This window comes from Butyrivibrio sp. AE2015 (assembly GCF_000420825.1).
In the GTDB taxonomy this organism is placed as follows: domain Bacteria; phylum Bacillota; class Clostridia; order Lachnospirales; family Lachnospiraceae; genus Butyrivibrio.
This window is the reverse complement of sequence record NZ_ATVR01000013.1, coordinates 28,257-44,589: the sequence shown is the minus strand read 5'-3', so window position 1 is coordinate 44,589 and position 16,333 is coordinate 28,257. Positions and strand designations below refer to the sequence as shown.

Annotated in this window: 10 protein-coding genes and 1 riboswitch; of the genes, 9 read left to right on the top strand and 1 reads right to left on the bottom strand. The window is 40.4% G+C overall.

The genetic code is table 11. The annotated features are described in order from the left end of the window. The first annotated feature begins 17 nt into the window (after nucleotides 1–17). Nucleotides 18–3,698 carry a helicase-exonuclease AddAB subunit AddA gene (addA, locus tag G585_RS0108340; protein WP_022774304.1) on the top strand — a complete coding sequence of 1,227 codons (3,681 nt, stop codon included), beginning with the start codon at nucleotides 18–20 and terminating at the stop codon, nucleotides 3,696–3,698. Between the two features lie 8 nt (nucleotides 3,699–3,706). Next, complete coding sequence (hflX, locus tag G585_RS0108335; RefSeq protein ID WP_081644796.1) at nucleotides 3,707–5,026, top strand: GTPase HflX; 1,320 nt, start codon at nucleotides 3,707–3,709, stop codon at nucleotides 5,024–5,026. On the opposite strand, the gene thiT is transcribed toward hflX, so the two are convergent. Then, nucleotides 5,016–5,708, bottom strand: a complete 693-nt coding sequence (thiT, locus tag G585_RS0108330; protein WP_022774301.1) for an energy-coupled thiamine transporter ThiT — start codon at nucleotides 5,706–5,708, stop codon at nucleotides 5,016–5,018. The two genes, hflX and thiT, sit on opposite strands and share 11 nt — an antisense overlap. Before the next feature lie 80 nt (nucleotides 5,709–5,788). After that, nucleotides 5,789–5,891, bottom strand: a riboswitch (TPP riboswitch). 159 nt (nucleotides 5,892–6,050) lie between these two features. Between thiT and asnA the strand changes: the two genes are divergently transcribed. The 7 genes from asnA (at nucleotide 6,051) to G585_RS19685 (ending at nucleotide 16,333) form a co-directional block, all read left to right on the top strand. Beyond that, entirely contained in the window at nucleotides 6,051–7,061 is a 1,011-nt protein-coding gene (gene asnA / locus G585_RS0108325) for an aspartate--ammonia ligase (RefSeq protein WP_022774300.1), read from the top strand. An 85-nt stretch (nucleotides 7,062–7,146) separates the two neighbouring features. Further along, nucleotides 7,147–7,386: an HPr family phosphocarrier protein gene (locus tag G585_RS0108320; protein WP_022774298.1), complete on the top strand. Its 240-nt coding sequence runs from the start codon at nucleotides 7,147–7,149 to the stop codon at nucleotides 7,384–7,386. A gap of 113 nt (nucleotides 7,387–7,499) precedes the next feature. After that, nucleotides 7,500–9,962 (top strand): ATP-dependent DNA helicase, encoded by a 2,463-nt coding sequence (locus G585_RS0108315; protein ID WP_022774297.1) that lies wholly within the window; start codon nucleotides 7,500–7,502, stop codon nucleotides 9,960–9,962. Between the two features lie 426 nt (nucleotides 9,963–10,388). Further along, nucleotides 10,389–12,017 carry a GGDEF domain-containing protein gene (locus G585_RS0108310; RefSeq protein WP_022774296.1) on the top strand — a complete coding sequence of 543 codons (1,629 nt, stop codon included), beginning with the start codon at nucleotides 10,389–10,391 and terminating at the stop codon, nucleotides 12,015–12,017. Nucleotides 12,018–12,050: 33 nt separating this feature from the next. Beyond that, nucleotides 12,051–14,723 (top strand): valine--tRNA ligase, encoded by a 2,673-nt coding sequence (locus tag G585_RS0108305; protein ID WP_022774295.1) that lies wholly within the window; start codon nucleotides 12,051–12,053, stop codon nucleotides 14,721–14,723. A 34-nt stretch (nucleotides 14,724–14,757) separates the two neighbouring features. Continuing rightward, on the top strand, nucleotides 14,758–16,137 hold the full coding sequence (locus G585_RS0108300) for a bifunctional folylpolyglutamate synthase/dihydrofolate synthase (RefSeq protein ID WP_081644795.1): 1,380 nt from the start codon (nucleotides 14,758–14,760) through the stop codon (nucleotides 16,135–16,137). A gap of 31 nt (nucleotides 16,138–16,168) precedes the next feature. Then, a complete protein-coding gene (locus G585_RS19685) occupies nucleotides 16,169–16,333 on the top strand; it encodes a hypothetical protein (protein ID WP_022774293.1) in 165 nt (54 codons plus the stop codon).

Genomic DNA, 16,333 nt, shown 5'->3' with positions numbered 1-16,333 from the left:
ATTAGAAGGTTGGATAAATGGGAGTCACATTTACAGAAGAACAGCAGGCGGTAATAGACGCAAGAAAATCTAATATATTGGTTTCAGCGGCAGCAGGTTCAGGAAAAACAGCTGTGCTGGTAGAGAGGATCATACAGATGATCAGCAGCGATGTTGATATCGATCATCTCCTTGTTGTGACCTTTACAAAGGCCGCTGCTTCTCAGATGAAAGAAAAAATAACACTGGCTATCCAAAAGAAACTTGAAGAAGAGCCGGATAACAAGCATCTCCAAAAGCAGGAGACGCTTATTCATAATGCCCAGATAACAACCATTGACTCTTTTTGCCAGTATGTTATCAGAAACAATTTCAATCATATTGGACTTGATCCATCTTTCAGGGTAGGGGATGAGGGAGAATTAAAACTCCTCATGGAAGATGTAATGCAGGATCTTCTGGAGGAGGAATATGCCCTTGCTAAAGACGGACAGAATGAAGATTTTGTTTACTGCATAAACTATTTCGGTACAGGAAGCAGTGACAAAAAAGTTGAGGAATATATATATAAGCTCTACAAGTTTTCTGAAAGTATGCCCTGGCCAATGGACTGGCTTGATGAGAGAGCAGGAGATTATTTGGTTGAAGGTGAAAACTTTGATGAGCTTTCGTGGGTTAAAGACTGTGTCGCATATATCAAAAGTTCATTGCAGGAATCTGTGGATAAGTTGTCAGCGGCCATAAAGATTTGTGAGGAACCTGATGGCCCGTATATGTATGGTGATCTTTTGGAACAGGAAAAAGACAGTATTTATGCGGTTTTGGGATATAATACCTACAATGAGCTATTTGACAGGGTTCGCGGGATTTCTTTTGGCAGACTCCCAGGAAAAAAGGACGATTCCGTATCCCCCGATAAAAAAGATTATGTTCAGAAGGTAAGAAATGGTGTTAAGGATGAAATAAAGAAGCTGACAGAGGACTATCTGGCTCTGACTGCAGATGTAATAGTCGAGCAGATGAAGCTCTGCGACAGAGCAGTCAGAGAGCTTTGCAGGCTTACGAAAGAGTTTAAAAAGCGCTTTGATGACAAAAAAAGAGAAAAGCAGATGATCGACTTTTCTGATATGGAGCATTTTGCGCTGCAGATATTGGTAGACCATCCTGGTGATACACCTTCTGCTGTGGCGCTTGAATACAGAGATTACTACAAAGAAGTGCTGATCGATGAGTACCAGGATTCCAATAATGTTCAGGAGATGATGCTTAAGGCAATTTCCGGCGAAGATGTTACAAAGTCTGAGAGGTTCATGGTAGGTGATGTTAAGCAGAGTATCTACAAATTCAGACTTGCCAGACCAGAGATCTTTATGGAAAAACTTGGGACATATTCCAAGGATGTCTCATCAAAGGACCGCAGAATAGACCTTCACAAGAACTTTAGAAGTAGAAAAGAAGTTCTTGAGATAACAAACTTTATCTTCAAAAAGATAATGGGCAAAGACCTTGGCGGAGTAGAATATGACAAGGATGCGGAGCTTGTGACCGGAGCAGAGTATGAAAGTCCTGCATTTGACATGTCACCGGAACTCATTATGATAGATGGGGCACCTACAGGAGATGTCTCCAATCCTGATGTGGATATAGACTCATATGATACAAAAGAGAAAGAGGCTCTTGCAATCTCCATCCGCATAAAAGAGCTTATGAAAGCTGATCCAAAGCTTAAGTTTAAGGATATTGTAATCCTTTTAAGAAGTAATGCCGGTTGGGATGATGCCTTTAAGAGCGTTCTTGAGGCTCAGGGCATCCCTGCTTATATTGAATCGAAAAGTGGTTATTTTGAGACCGGTGAGATCAGCACAATGCTTAATATACTGACTATAATTGATAATCCCCTTCAGGACATTCCACTTGTGGGTGTGATGCATTCACCTATTGGAGGTTTTACTGATGAGGAACTGTCTGAATATAGAATAGCAATTGGTTCTGATGACTCTTTTTATCATGGACTTGTTGAACTTGTTAATAATGACAAGGGGAAATATCAAAAATTAGCCGAATTTACGGACTTTTTGCAGGAACTTAGGGAGATGTCCGTTTACACGCCTGTTCATGAGCTTCTTCAGTATATTATCAGAAAGACAGGCTATGATAAGTATATAGCAGCCCTTCCTTCCGGAAGTCAGAGGAAAGCAAACCTTGATCAGCTTCTTTCCAGGGCGCTTAGCTTTGAAAAATCAAGCTTTAAGGGACTGTTCCACTTTATCAGATATATTGAACATCTGAAGATTTCAATGGTGGATTACGGCGAAGCAGGAATCATTGATGAAAATGCGGATGTAGTCAGGATCATGACTATCCATAAGAGTAAGGGACTGGAATTCCCTGTAGTCTTCGTGGCAGGACTTTCCAAAAAGTTTAACAAGATGGATACAAAGGGTGACCTGATTGCTGACATTGATCTTGGAATAGGTGTAAAGTGTATAGATACTGAGCTTAGAGTGCGATATGACACATTAAAGCGCCTGATCATCGCAGATAAAATGGAAAAAGACAGCCTTGGCGAAGAGCTTAGAGTACTGTATGTTGCGCTTACACGTGCGAAAGAAAAGCTTATTATGACGGCTTCCTGCAAGAGTCTGAATGATAAGCTGGAGGGCGTTATAAGGAACATTCCGGTAATAGCAGGAAATAATCTTTTACCATATTCCATGAAGACCTCTGCGGACAGTTATCTTGATATTATCCTGCCATCTGTCATAAGGCATCCAAGTGTAGAAAAACTTCTTGATAAGCTGGGGATTGCAAAAGAGAATTACCTGCCCTTTGTGGATAAAGATGCCGGAAACATAGCTTTTGAGTTTAAGAGTATGAATGATACTGAACTATCAGATGCCCTTGGAAATGAAAATGTAAAAGGTGCAATGAGGCTTGAGAACTTAAAGGGGGATATTGATACCTGTTTTGATGAGCAGTTATCAGAACGACTAAGAGCAAAGTTTGAGGCAAAATATGCCCACGAGGATTTGAGAGGTCTTTTTACTAAGACTACTGTTACAGAATTAAAGAGCAAAAAGCTGCATGAGGAAGGTGAAGTATTTACCAGAGAGATAAGTTATGAAGAGCCTGAAGTGAAAAATGACAGCCCTTCTTCTAAAGATGTGCTCTCAGGTGCAGAGAGGGGAACCGCTTACCATAGAGTAATGGAGCTTTTGGATGAACCAATCTATGGGGAAGAGAGTCTTTTTGCCAAAACTAAAGATGATATTGCGTCGGCAGTAAAAGAGTGGCTGATGCAAAAAGAAAAGCTCCACGTGATCCCGCCTGAGTATACGAAGTCAATCAAAGCCACTGATATTGCTACTTTCCTGGAGACGAGCCTTGGAAAAAGAATGGGAGCGGCTTTTAGAAACGGCGCGCTCATGCGTGAGAAGCCCTTTATGATGGGGATTCCTTCAAAAGAGCTTGATGCAAAATTCCCGGATGAAGAAATGGTGCTTATTCAGGGTATCATCGACGCGTTCTTTATCGAAAATGGAGAGATTGTGCTCCTTGATTATAAGACAGACCATGTAAAGAGTGATTCTGAGCTTGTTTCAAGATATAAAGTACAGCTCGATTATTATAAAAGGGCCATAGAGGCATCTACAGGTATGAAGGTAAAAGAAGTGTATATTTATTCTTTTTGCCTTGGAAAAGAAATAAGGATGAAGTGAGGAAGAGAATGTACGAAAACATAAAAGAAGAAAAGAAAGTAAGAGCAATTCTTGTAGGCCTTGATCAGGGTGGAAATGACCTTGATCTTGAGAGGTCAATGGATGAGTTAAAAGAGCTTACAAGAGCTATAGATATTGAAGTTGCTTGCACTGTTACGCAGTCTCTTCCGAATCCGGACAGAAGTACTTATATTGGCAGCGGAAAAGTTGAAGAAATACGTAATTCCCTGGATGTTTTTGAAGCGGATATCATTATATTCAATGACACATTATCTCCAATGCAGATAAGAAACCTTGAAAAGGCTCTTGATACAGAGGTTATAGACAGAACAGGACTTATTCTGCAGATTTTTGCCAAGCGCGCCAAGACCAAAGAAGCCAGACAGCAGGTAGAATACGCCCAGCTCCAGTATATGCTTCCAAGACTTGCGCATATGAGAACGTCTCTTTCAAGGCAGGGCGGTGGCAGCGGAAGACTCTCCAATAAGGGATCTGGTGAAAAACAGCTAGAGCTGGACAGAAGGCGTATTGAGCACCGAATGGCTGAACTTAGAAGAGATTTAACTGCTATTGAAAAAGAGCGTGACACTCAGAGAGGAAGGCGCCTACGATCGGGACTTCCCAGAATATCTCTGGTTGGATATACCAATGCAGGTAAGTCCACAATAATGAATAACCTTCTAAGGCTCTATGGCGGCGAAGGATTTGATGAGAAGCAGGTTCTGGAAAAAGATATGCTTTTTGCCACACTTGATACATCTGTAAGAAAGATTTCTGCGCCGGGACACAGACCATTTCTTCTTTCGGACACCGTCGGATTTATCAGTGAACTTCCACATGCACTGGTAAAAGCATTCAGGTCAACTCTCGAGGAGGCTAAGTACGCAGATCTGCTCCTTCAGGTAATAGATTTTTCGGATCCTGAATATCGTTATCATATGGATGTGACAAAAGAAACACTGGCTGAGATAGGTGCCGGAGATATACCTGTTATCTATGTTTTTAACAAATCTGATGTGGTGCAGGATGAACAGGAGCAAAGCGGGCAGCTTGTCATGCCGGTGCCAAGATCCATGGATGACAGAATATATATTTCAGCAAGGGAAGATGAAAGCCTGAACACTCTTATTGAACTTATAGAAAAGAAACTTAGTGAGAATGAAAATGACTGTGAACTGCTTATTCCTTATTCTGAAGGAGGGATACTTAGTCTTTTAACAGGAAAAGGTGTTGTAAAGAATTCTGAATACCTTGAAGAGGGCATAAAAATCGTCGCTACCTTAGGCAGCGACGACTATAACAGATATAATGCCTATATTATAGAGTAGCTTCTTTTCTGACGCTGTAGTCTGTGGCTTCATGCTTGAGCCTGTTAAGACCGGTTCTTACTACAGGAATCATGAGAACTGCAAGTGTAAGTAATGCCTCAAGTCCTAAATATGCTGCGTTGTAAAGAAGAGAATAAACTATAGGTGACATTCCTTCCGGAGCATAGTCTGCAAAGAATACGACGCCGGACAGGAAAGAGAAGAAATATCTGCCAAGGACACCTACAATATATCCCTTATACATATCGTATTTTTCGTTATGGAAAAATCCTGCCAGACCAAGTGCTGCAAAAGCAAGGACATAATCGCATATGAGCTGAGGAACACTTACGATATATGGGTTGCTTATCATCTGGAGAAGTCCATATGCAAAGGCTGCTGCGAGACTTACTCGTGGTCCGTACATATATCCGATGTATGTGATGAAGAACATACTGAATACTGTGACAGAGCCTCCCATTGGTGCTCTGAAAAGCTTTATATTAGATAATACGAAAGCAAGTGCAATGCAAAGAGCTGATGTGGTGAGCTGTCTGATACTGATCCTGCCCTTTCCATCTCTGTTTACAAGGTAGCTCACTACAAGAAGTGCTGCAACCATAAGAGCTATAAATAAAATGTAACCGCCGGTTGTGATGCTATAAACGCCTTCACCACTGACATCCTGTAAAAATAAATCCATAAAAAAATCCTCCCTTTGATAAATACCAGATCAAGAGGAGGTTTATTTTTTCATTTAAAGATGATATATCTCTACACGAAAAAAGATACTAAATGCTTCCCTACGCCGGTATTATCCGGTTCAGGTAATAAGGGTCCGACGAAAAAATCGTTCAATCTCAGCATAGCTCCCCTAGCGGTATTATTTTGTTTTGCAATTCATATTAAACGCTTCTGCCCGGGATTTGTCAATAACCACAGCCAATCATGGAAAAAACGTATTTATATGATATTTTTTTCTTGCATAAAAATAAAAAAAGTAATTTAATCTATTTATATACGCTATCAAAATTGGAGGAGAATTATGGAAAATTTAAAGATTCCGAGTGGCTATGTGTCAGCGCTTGATCTGCACGATACACAGGTTGCCATCAAGACAGTTAAAGATTTCTTTCAGGGGATGCTTTCCACAAGGCTCAATCTTCAGAGAGTTACAGCCCCTTTATTTGTTACACCTGAGTCAGGTCTTAATGACAATCTTAATGGTGTAGAGAGACCAGTTTCTTTTGATATCCTTCATCAGGACGGTCGCAATGCAGAGATAGTTCATTCTCTTGCTAAGTGGAAAAGATATGCCCTTAAAAAATACGGTTTTAACGTAGGCGAGGGCTTATATACAGATATGAACGCCGTAAGACGTGATGAGGTACCTGATAATATTCACTCCATTTTTGTAGATCAGTGGGATTGGGAAAAAGTTATTACTAAAGAGGACAGAAATGAAGAATTCCTCAAGGAAACAGTAAGAAACGTATACAAGGTTCTTCGCAAGACTGAGAAGTTCATGTCCATTCAGTATGATTATATTGAAGAAATCCTTCCTGAGGAGATCTTCTTTATCACAACTCAGGAACTTGAGGAAATGTTCCCTGAGTATACTCCAAAGGAACGTGAATACTATATTGCCAAGGCTAAGGGCGCTGTATGTATCATGAAGATTGGTGATCTTTTACCTTCAGGTGACAGACACGACGGTAGAGCTCCTGACTATGATGACTGGGAACTCAATGCTGATATCATCGTATATTATCCGGTTCTTGATATTGCACTTGAGCTTTCAAGTATGGGTATCCGTGTAGATGAGAACTCCCTTAAGTCACAGCTTAAGAAAGCAGGCTGCGAGGAGAGAGCACAGCTTCCATTCCAGAAGGCGATTCTGGATAAAGAGCTTCCTTATACTATCGGCGGGGGAATCGGACAGTCCAGAATCTGCATGTTCTTCTTAAGAAAGGCACACATCGGAGAAGTTCAATGTTCAATCTGGCCAGAAGATATGGTAAAAGAAGCAGTTTCTAACGGAATTCAGATTCTTTAAACGAATTATTCGCAATTTCTTCACAAAATAGTCACACTTTAACGATATAGTTTTTTAAGTCGCATAAAGAAAGGGGTGACTATTTATGTTAAGACAGATGATTAGAAAAAATATAAGCTTGCAGCCTTCACAGGTTAAGAATTTTGTGGACACAGCTTCTAAGTGCAACTTTGACGTGGATATATATTACAACAGGTATGTGGTTGACGCTAAATCAATTTTAGGCGTTCTTGGCCTTGATTTTAATCAGAAGCTTACTGTAGAGTTCAGCGGACATAACGCAGAATTCGAGCAGTACCTTGACACTCTTGCAGTTGCAGGCTGATAAAACAATTTGTTCATTGTAGATTAAAAAAGCTCCATGGTATAAAATATCATGGAGCTTTTTCTTTTTCTAAGAAAAGCCTGATATAAATAAGCATAGATTCCGGAGAAAATATGAGGATTGAGATATCTGTACGCGGACTTGTTGAATTCATACTTCGAAGCGGCGACATAGACAACAGAATACATCAGGCTCCTGCAGATGCAATGCAGGAAGGTGGCCGAATACACAGGATGATACAAAAGAGCATGGGACCTGATTATCATGCGGAGGTTCCCCTTGAGTATGTATATAGTGCAAACGGCTATGAACTTGTAATATCCGGAAGAGCTGACGGAATTTTAGATAAGTTTTTTGGCAAACCCGGAGCATATGATGCCCAGGAGTCTTTTATCGAGAAAAGCGTTGCCATGCCCCTGATAGATGAGATAAAGGGTACCTACAGGGATCTAAATCACCTAAAAGAACCGGTGTTGGTACATCTGGCTCAGGCTAAGTGCTACGCTGCCATATATTCAAGGCAGATAAAATGTCCTGAGATAAAAGTCAGAATGAGCTATTGCAACATAGACTCTGAGGAAATGAAGTATTTTGACTATAAGTTTTCTTATAAAGAAATAACCGGATGGTTTGACGATATCATAAGCAGCTACTTAAAGTGGTCTGATTTTGAATACAATTGGAGTATAGAAAGAACTGCTTCTCTTAAGAAGGTTGCTTTCCCCTTTCCTTACAGAGATGGGCAAAAAGATCTGGCAGCAGGCGTTTACAGAACTATCATACATGGGAAAAAGCTCTTTTTGGAAGCTCCAACCGGCACAGGAAAGACCATAACCACTGTATTTCCTGCCATCAAGGCCATGGGAGAGGGCAAGACCAGCAAGATCTTTTACCTGACAGCAAAGTCTATAACAAGGACGGTTCCGGAGGAGGCCTTTAATACCCTGAGAAAAACTCAGAATATGAGCCTTAAGACGGTTACAATAACTGCCAGGGATAAGATATGTTTTTTGGAAGATACCGAGAGAAACTGCAATCCGGTTGTATGCCCCTACGCAAAAGGGCATTATGACAGGATAAATGACGCCATATTTGACTGCCTGACTCACGAGGACTCTTTTGACAGGGAAGTGATCATAGAATATGCCAGAAAGCATGAGGTCTGTCCCTTTGAGATGTCTCTTGATATGAGCCTTTGGGCCGATGCTGTAATTTGCGATTACAACTATGTCTTTGATCCCTTTGTATATCTTAGGAGATTTTTCGCAGATGGACTAAAGGGCGATTATATCTTCCTTGTTGACGAGACCCATAATCTTCTTGACAGAGGAAGGGACATGTATAGCGCTGTTCTTAGAAAAGAGAATTTTCTTGAGCTTAAGAACACCATAAAAGAGTACCACCCGAGCATTGCGGGGCATTTGGATAAATGCAACAAGGTAATGCTGGAGATGAAAAGAGAATGTGACGGATGTACTAAGCTTACCTCAATAGAAAAGCTGATCAATCCGCTTAACAGGCTGGCAGGGATAATATCCGAGTATTTGGAAAATCATTCTGAAGGTCCATGCAGAGATGATATACTGGAGTTTTACTTTGATATATCGAGATTTTTGACAATTTATGACAGAGTGGATGATCACTATGTGATGTACAGCGAGTTTTCTGAAGATGGAAGCTTTTTAGTAAGGCTCTACTGCGCAGATCCGTCAAGAAATCTCTCGGAGTGCATGGCCAGAGGCAGATCATCAATACTATTTTCTGCAACTCTTTTACCGATTCAGTATTATAAAAAGCTCCTTGGAGGAACAGATGAGGATTTTGAGATGTATGCCAAATCTGTTTTTGATCCGGACAGACTAGGGCTATTTATTGGAAGTGATGTTACCAGCAGGTACTCACAAAGGAGTGAGGCGCAGTACATGAATATTGCGGGATATATCCACAATATAGTCAGCGCCAGAAGTGGAAATTACCTTATTTTCTTCCCGTCACATCAGTTTTTGGATGAGGTTCTTGCATGCTTCGAGGATAACTTTTTGGATGAGGAGACAACAGAGCTTTTAGTTCAGCAGAGCTTTATGAGTGAGGATGCAAGGGAAATGTTCCTGGACAGATTCTCAGCGGGAAATGATCTGGACCTTTCAAAAGTTATCCACATGGATATAGATGTGGTGGAGGATAAAAATATCCTTGGATTCTGCGTTATGGGAGGAATCTTTAGTGAGGGCATTGATCTTAAGTATGACAGTCTTATTGGTGTAATAGTAGTTGGAACAGGTATACCTCTTGTGTGCAACGAAAGAGAGATATTAAGGGGATACTTTGATGAAAAAGGACTTGATGGCTTTGACTATGCATATAGATTTCCAGGCATGAATAAGGTCCTTCAGGCTTCAGGACGAGTGATCAGAACTGAAGAAGATATGGGCGTTGCAGCACTTTTAGATGACAGGTTTATGCAAGGAAGTTACAGAGCTCTTTTCCCAAGAGAGTGGAAAGATTATAAGATTGTAACGACCGGTACGGTCAAAAACGCTGTATCTCAGTTCTGGACTGGGATTTGTGGTGATTGAGCCCCTGTTTTTGGTGGGAAATCATAGAAAGAAATAAGCGAGGTTTACATAATAATAAAATCTATAAAATTATGTAACCCAAACACATGTTTAAATTGTGTCAATTGGATATTCAATTTGACGTTTTTGTAGAAAACTGATACGGAGTTTACCGATAATTGACGTGTGCGTCATGTGGATAACTCTGTGGAAACTGGGGATTAGTCGAAATTTAGTTTTAAAGATACCGCTAAAATAGGCACTTTAAATGGTGTGTAAAAATACAACACTATGGTGTGTAAAAACGAACATATGACTAACATGGTCAATAACTATATGTAAACCATATATTATAGTTGACACGTATGTCATGTTGCTAGCACCCTTACGATGTTGTATACTGACTCTAGTTTTTTTATGGCTCTTATGCTAATTTGAGGTACCACGATGAATATTAAAAACTTTGATTCCGAAATACAGGCTTTATATGATGAAGTTCTTACTACCAGAACAACTATGTCCAATAGTTATATCAATGCCTGTAACAGATTTATCAGAAGAGCCAAAGAGGCGGATGACCAGAATCTTTTGGGCTGCGCCTACTACTATTTTGCAGATGCGTATTATCTTTTGACGACGGATTACAGGAAATTCAATCTGAATCTGTTGAAGGCAATTGAGATACTTCAGTCCTGTGGAGAAAACGAGTTATTGGCAAGGTGCTTTAATCTATTGGGCATCGATGCACTAAATCATGGCAATCACGAACTTGCTCTGGATTTCTTTTTATCAGGAAAAAGAAATTGTGAAGGGCTCGACAGCAGTGTTCCCGGATTCATAGATTTTAATATAGGTCAGATCTATTATGTGGCTGGGGATCCCAAACAGGCTTTGACTTATATCCGTTCAGCCTACAAACAGATCAGAAAGAATAAAAAAGACAGTTTATACTATAGAAATATACTGTTTTGTTATTGCTTTGAGGCAGACTGTTATATGGAACTGGACAAGCCGGATTCAGTAAGAAAGTGCCTTCTGGGGATTGATAAGCTGGAAGCAGAGGGTAAAGCCGGCAGAGAATTTGCAAACGGTATTACCGCTGCAGACATAAGGACCAGGGGATATCATTACATAGGGGATATGGTTAAGTTCCAGAGATATGCTTCAAGGCTTCTTACTCTTATCCAGAACGACAAGCATCCCCTTGATAATATGGAAGACATATTTATAATGTGTCGTTTCTTTATTAAGATTGGTTGGATTGACGAAGCCGTCCGTATAGTTGATAATACTGAAAGGTCTCTTGCGGATTTTAATATAGCACATCTGAAAAAAGATTTTGCCAAGCTGAAATGTGAGTTATATGTATGCCTTGGCGATAAAAAGAAAAAGAACGAAGCGCTGAATGAATTCTTCCAGGCTTCTAATGATGAAGAAAAAGAAAGACTTGCCAATTATAAGTTTTTCACAGACATCAGAAACAGACTTTATGCTATTGAAAAAGAAAATGTCATTTTGCAGAAACAGGCATCTACTGATCCTCTGACAGGGCTGGGCAACAGATATGGCCTTAATAAGTTTGCAGATGCAGCATTTGAGAAGGCATTTGACCTTAAGAGATCACTGGCGGTAGAGATTCTTGACATAGATAATTTCAAGCAGTATAACGATACCTATGGTCATCAGGCAGGTGATGAGTGTCTCACTCAGGTTGCCTCTATAATAAATGAAATGGCCAGAGAAAATGAACTCATTCACGCCTTTAGATATGGCGGCGATGAATTTGTTATTATATATGAAAGCATGACTGATAAAGAAGTCATGGAATATGCTACAATGCTTAGACAGGCTGTGATAAATCTTGATCTTTCCAGCCAATACTCCGATAAGGGAATCGTGACGATTTCCCAGGGAATCAGAAATTCTGTTCCTCAGGAGACTACTAAACTCTGGGACTATATGTATGCTGCGGACAATGCTCTCTATCAGGTAAAAGAGCATACCAAAGGCGAGATCATAATGCTTCATAAGGCAGTAATCTCACAGAAGTCACTGGATGATGCAACACACCTTTAAGTAAATTAGAGAACTTTTTATAAGGAGATAATTATGAAAAAAGAACTTGCTAAGACCTATGATCCAAAGGGAATCGAAGCTCGTCTTTATTCAAAGTGGGAAGAGAAAAAGTATTTCCACGCAGAAGTAGATGAGACCAAAAAACCTTTTACTATTGTAATCCCACCGCCAAATATTACCGGTAAGCTTCACATGGGACATGCTCTTGATAACACAATGCAGGACATCCTCATCAGATACAAGAGAATGCAGGGATATAATGCACTTTGGCAGCCTGGAACAGACCATGCTTCAATTGCTACAGAGGTTAAGATCATCGATACTCTCAAAAAAGAAGGAATCGATAAGAGAGACCTTGGAAGAGAAAAATTCCTTGAGAGAGCATGGGAGTGGAAAAAAGAATACGGCGGAACAATCATTCAGCAGCTTAAAAAGCTCGGTTCATCCTGCGATTGGGACAGAGAGCGCTTTACAATGGATGAAGGCTGTAATGAAGCTGTTACTGAGGTCTTTTGCAAGATGCACGAGAAAGGCTATATCTATAAGGGGAGCCGTATCGTTAACTGGTGTCCTGTTTGTAAGACTTCTATTTCTGATGCAGAAGTTGAATACGAGGAGCAGGCAGGCCACTTATGGCACATTAAATATCCTGTGATCGATGAGAATGGCAAGGTTTCAGATACAGAGTTTATCGAGTTTGCTACAACTCGTCCTGAGACTATGCTCGGTGATACAGCGGTTGCTGTAAACCCTGATGATGACAGATACAAGAGCTTCAAGGGCAAGAAAGTTCTTTTACCTATAGTAAACAGAGAGCTTCCTATCGTTGAGGACTCTTATGTTGATATGGAATTTGGTACAGGTGTTGTTAAGATCACTCCAGGTCATGACCCTAACGACTTCGAAGTTGGAAAGCGTCATGGTCTTGAGGAGATAAACATCCTCAATGATGATGCAACTATCAATTCAAACGGTGGCAAGTTTGCAGGCATGGACAGATATGCTGCAAGAGAAGCTATTGTAAAAGAACTTGATGAGATGGGACTTCTTGTTAAGATCGAGGACTATTCTCACAACGTTGGAACTCACGATCGTTGCCATACAACTGTTGAGCCTATGATCAAGGCACAGTGGTTTGTAAAGATGGATGAGCTCATCAAACCTGCAGTTAAGGCTGTAAAGGATGGAGATATCAAGCTCATTCCTTCAAGAATGGATAAGACATATTTCAACTGGACAGATAATATCCGTGACTGGTGTATTTCAAGACAGCTTTGGTGGGGACACAGAATTCCTGCTTACTACTGTGATGATTGCGGTGAAGTAGTTGTTGCCAAGCAGGCACCTACTGTATGTCCTAAGTGTGGAAAGACTCACTTTACTCAGGATCCAGATACACTTGATACATGGTTCTCTTCAGCTCTTTGGCCATTTGAGACACTTGGCTGGCCTCATGAGACTAAGGAACTTAAGTACTTCTTCCCTACAGATGTGCTTGTAACAGGTTATGACATTATCTTCTTCTGGGTAATCAGAATGATCTTCTCAAGCTACGAGCAGATGGGAACATATCCTTTCAAGACAGTTCTTTTCCACGGACTTGTAAGGGATTCTCAGGGAAGAAAGATGAGTAAGTCACTTGGAAATGGTATCGATCCTTTGGATATTATTGAGAATTACGGTGCTGATGCGCTGAGACTTACACTTATCACAGGTAATGCACCTGGTAATGACATGCGTTTCTACAATGAGAGAGTAGAAAACAGCCGAAACTTTGCAAACAAGGTTTGGAATGCTTCCAGATTTATCATGATGAACATGGGCGAAGATGCAAAGAGCGCTATCCATCAGCCTGCTCCTGCAGGACTTGAGCCTGTAGATCACTGGATCCTTTCCAAGTTTAATAAGACTGTAAAAGAAGTAACAGATAACATGGATCATTTTGAACTTGGAATCGCAGTTCAGAAGGTTTATGACTTCATCTGGGATGAGTTCTGTGACTGGTACATTGAGATGGTTAAGCCTCGTCTTTACAACTCAGACAACAAAAAGTCACATGAAGCAGCTCTTTGGACACTTCAGACAGTACTTATCGGAGCCCTTAAGCTCCTTCACCCATATATGCCATTTATCACAGAAGAAATCTTCTGCACTATGCAGGATGAAGAGGAATCAATCATGATCTCTGACTGGCCTGTATATAAGGATGAGTGGAATTTTGCTGATGACGAGAAGGCTATTGAGACAATCAAGGAAGCTGTTCGTGGAATCCGTAACGTAAGAACTCAGATGAACGTTGCTCCATCACGTAAGGCCAAGGTGTTTGTTGTAAGTGAGAATAGTGAAGTTCTTGATATCTTTACAACAGGTAAGCTTTTCTTTGAGTCACTTGCATATGCTTCAGAGTCAGTATGCCAGAAAGACAAGACAGGCATTGCTGATGATGCTGTATCAGTAGTACTTGCTGATGCAACTGTATATATTCCTTTCTCAGATCTTGTAGATATTTCAGCTGAGATTGAAAGACTTACAAAGGAACAGAAAAAGCTTGAGGGAGAACTTAAGAGATCTCAGAATATGCTCAGCAATGAGAAGTTCCTTTCAAAGGCTCCTGCAGAGAAGATTGCTGAAGAAAAAGAAAAACAGCAGAAATATCAGCAGACTTACGACCAGATCACAGAGCGTCTTAAGCAGCTTAGCAAGTAATTTAGGACAACTGTTTGTGCAGCTTGGATAAGTTATGACAAAAGAGATAAATGATAGCATAAATCGAATATTGGAATCTGCATCAAGTGGAATAGGAGTTTCGGTTAGGGAATGCGAAGACTTCCTTAACCGGATTCCGGGTTTCACAGATAAACATACGATCGAAGACACAAGGGATTTTCTGGGATTTCTGGGGAATCCTGATGAGAACATGAAGATCATCCATGTTGCCGGGACTAACGGAAAAGGCTCGGTGTGCAGTTACCTTACATCTATACTGATGAGAGCTGGATACAAGGTGGGGACGTTTGTTTCGCCTCACCTTGTTAAAGTTAATGAGAGATTTTTGGTTGATGGCAGGATGATATCAGATTCTTTGTTTGTGGAAGTATTTGTGGAAACACTTCAAAGAGTCATGGAATATGGCAAGGATGGCTATTTCCCGACCTATTTTGAATATTTGTTCTTTATGTCAATGCTCCTTTATGACGTATATCCTGTGGATTACCTCATACTTGAAACGGGACTTGGTGGAAGACTTGATGCTACTAATTCAATTGGAAGACCTGAGATCAACATTATCACCGAGATAGGTTTTGACCATATGCAGTACCTTGGTAATACTATTGAAGAGATAGCAGGGGAAAAGGCCGGCATCATAAGACAAGGAGTTCCTACAGTCTTTTTTGACAAACAGCAAGAGAGCACGGAAGTAATAAAGAAAAAGGCGCTGGAATTGGATTCCAGGGCAGTTATAATACAGGAAAAAGACATTGAGAATGTAAGAGGAATATGCGATGAAAACGGAAACAAATTCATTGCTTTTTCGTATAATTCCCTTTATGATAAATATGTTGACCTGAAACTGTCGACCCAAGCCAGGTATCAGGCGGAGAATGCAGCGATAGCTGTAACTGCCGCAGAAATACTCAAGGATAATGGTGCTGCTATATCCAGTCAGGATATACAGGAGGGGCTTATTACAGCCAAATGGGAAGGCAGAATGGAAGAGATCCGTCCGGGAATTTATGTGGATGGAGCTCATAATATTGACGGAATAGAGGCATTTCTTGATTCTGTAAAAGGAATAGATGCAGACGGCAGGAAAATACTGCTTTTTGGCGTGGTTTCTGATAAACAGTATCTTAGCATTGTGGATAAGATACTTCTCAGTGGCCAGTTTGATGCTATATACGTTGCGACTCTTGAGACTTCCAGATCAGTTTCTGTTTCAGAACTTAAGGGAGCTTTTGAACATGGCAAGGAAGAGTTTGGAATTTTCGGACTGCCTATAAAGTACTATTCAAATGTCAGGGATGCAGTGACGGATATAATAACTATCAGAAAATCAGGAGACATAGTTTTTGCCGCCGGATCTTTGTATCTTACAGGCGAGATAAAAACTATGATGTGAAATAACTCATATCTATAATACGAGGATAATTATGCTGAATTTTGAAGAAGAACTTAAAAAATTCAAACCAAGCCTAGAAATAGAGGATACAGAAGACATTATCTACAATCAGGATCTTGATGATATGTCCGATGTACTTGTTAAGCTTTTAAAAGAGGCAAGAAGCGAAACTGATAATCAGAGAAGGACAAGATAA

Coding starts and splice junctions, on each gene's coding strand:
- addA (WP_022774304.1), top strand. CDS start 18: ATGGGAGTCACATTTACAGAAGAACAGCAGGCGGTAATAGACGCAAGA.
- hflX (WP_081644796.1), top strand. CDS start 3,707: ATGTACGAAAACATAAAAGAAGAAAAGAAAGTAAGAGCAATTCTTGTA.
- thiT (WP_022774301.1), bottom strand. CDS start 5,708: ATGGATTTATTTTTACAGGATGTCAGTGGTGAAGGCGTTTATAGCATC.
- asnA (WP_022774300.1), top strand. CDS start 6,051: ATGGAAAATTTAAAGATTCCGAGTGGCTATGTGTCAGCGCTTGATCTG.
- G585_RS0108320 (WP_022774298.1), top strand. CDS start 7,147: ATGTTAAGACAGATGATTAGAAAAAATATAAGCTTGCAGCCTTCACAG.
- G585_RS0108315 (WP_022774297.1), top strand. CDS start 7,500: ATGAGGATTGAGATATCTGTACGCGGACTTGTTGAATTCATACTTCGA.
- G585_RS0108310 (WP_022774296.1), top strand. CDS start 10,389: ATGAATATTAAAAACTTTGATTCCGAAATACAGGCTTTATATGATGAA.
- G585_RS0108305 (WP_022774295.1), top strand. CDS start 12,051: ATGAAAAAAGAACTTGCTAAGACCTATGATCCAAAGGGAATCGAAGCT.
- G585_RS0108300 (WP_081644795.1), top strand. CDS start 14,758: ATGACAAAAGAGATAAATGATAGCATAAATCGAATATTGGAATCTGCA.
- G585_RS19685 (WP_022774293.1), top strand. CDS start 16,169: ATGCTGAATTTTGAAGAAGAACTTAAAAAATTCAAACCAAGCCTAGAA.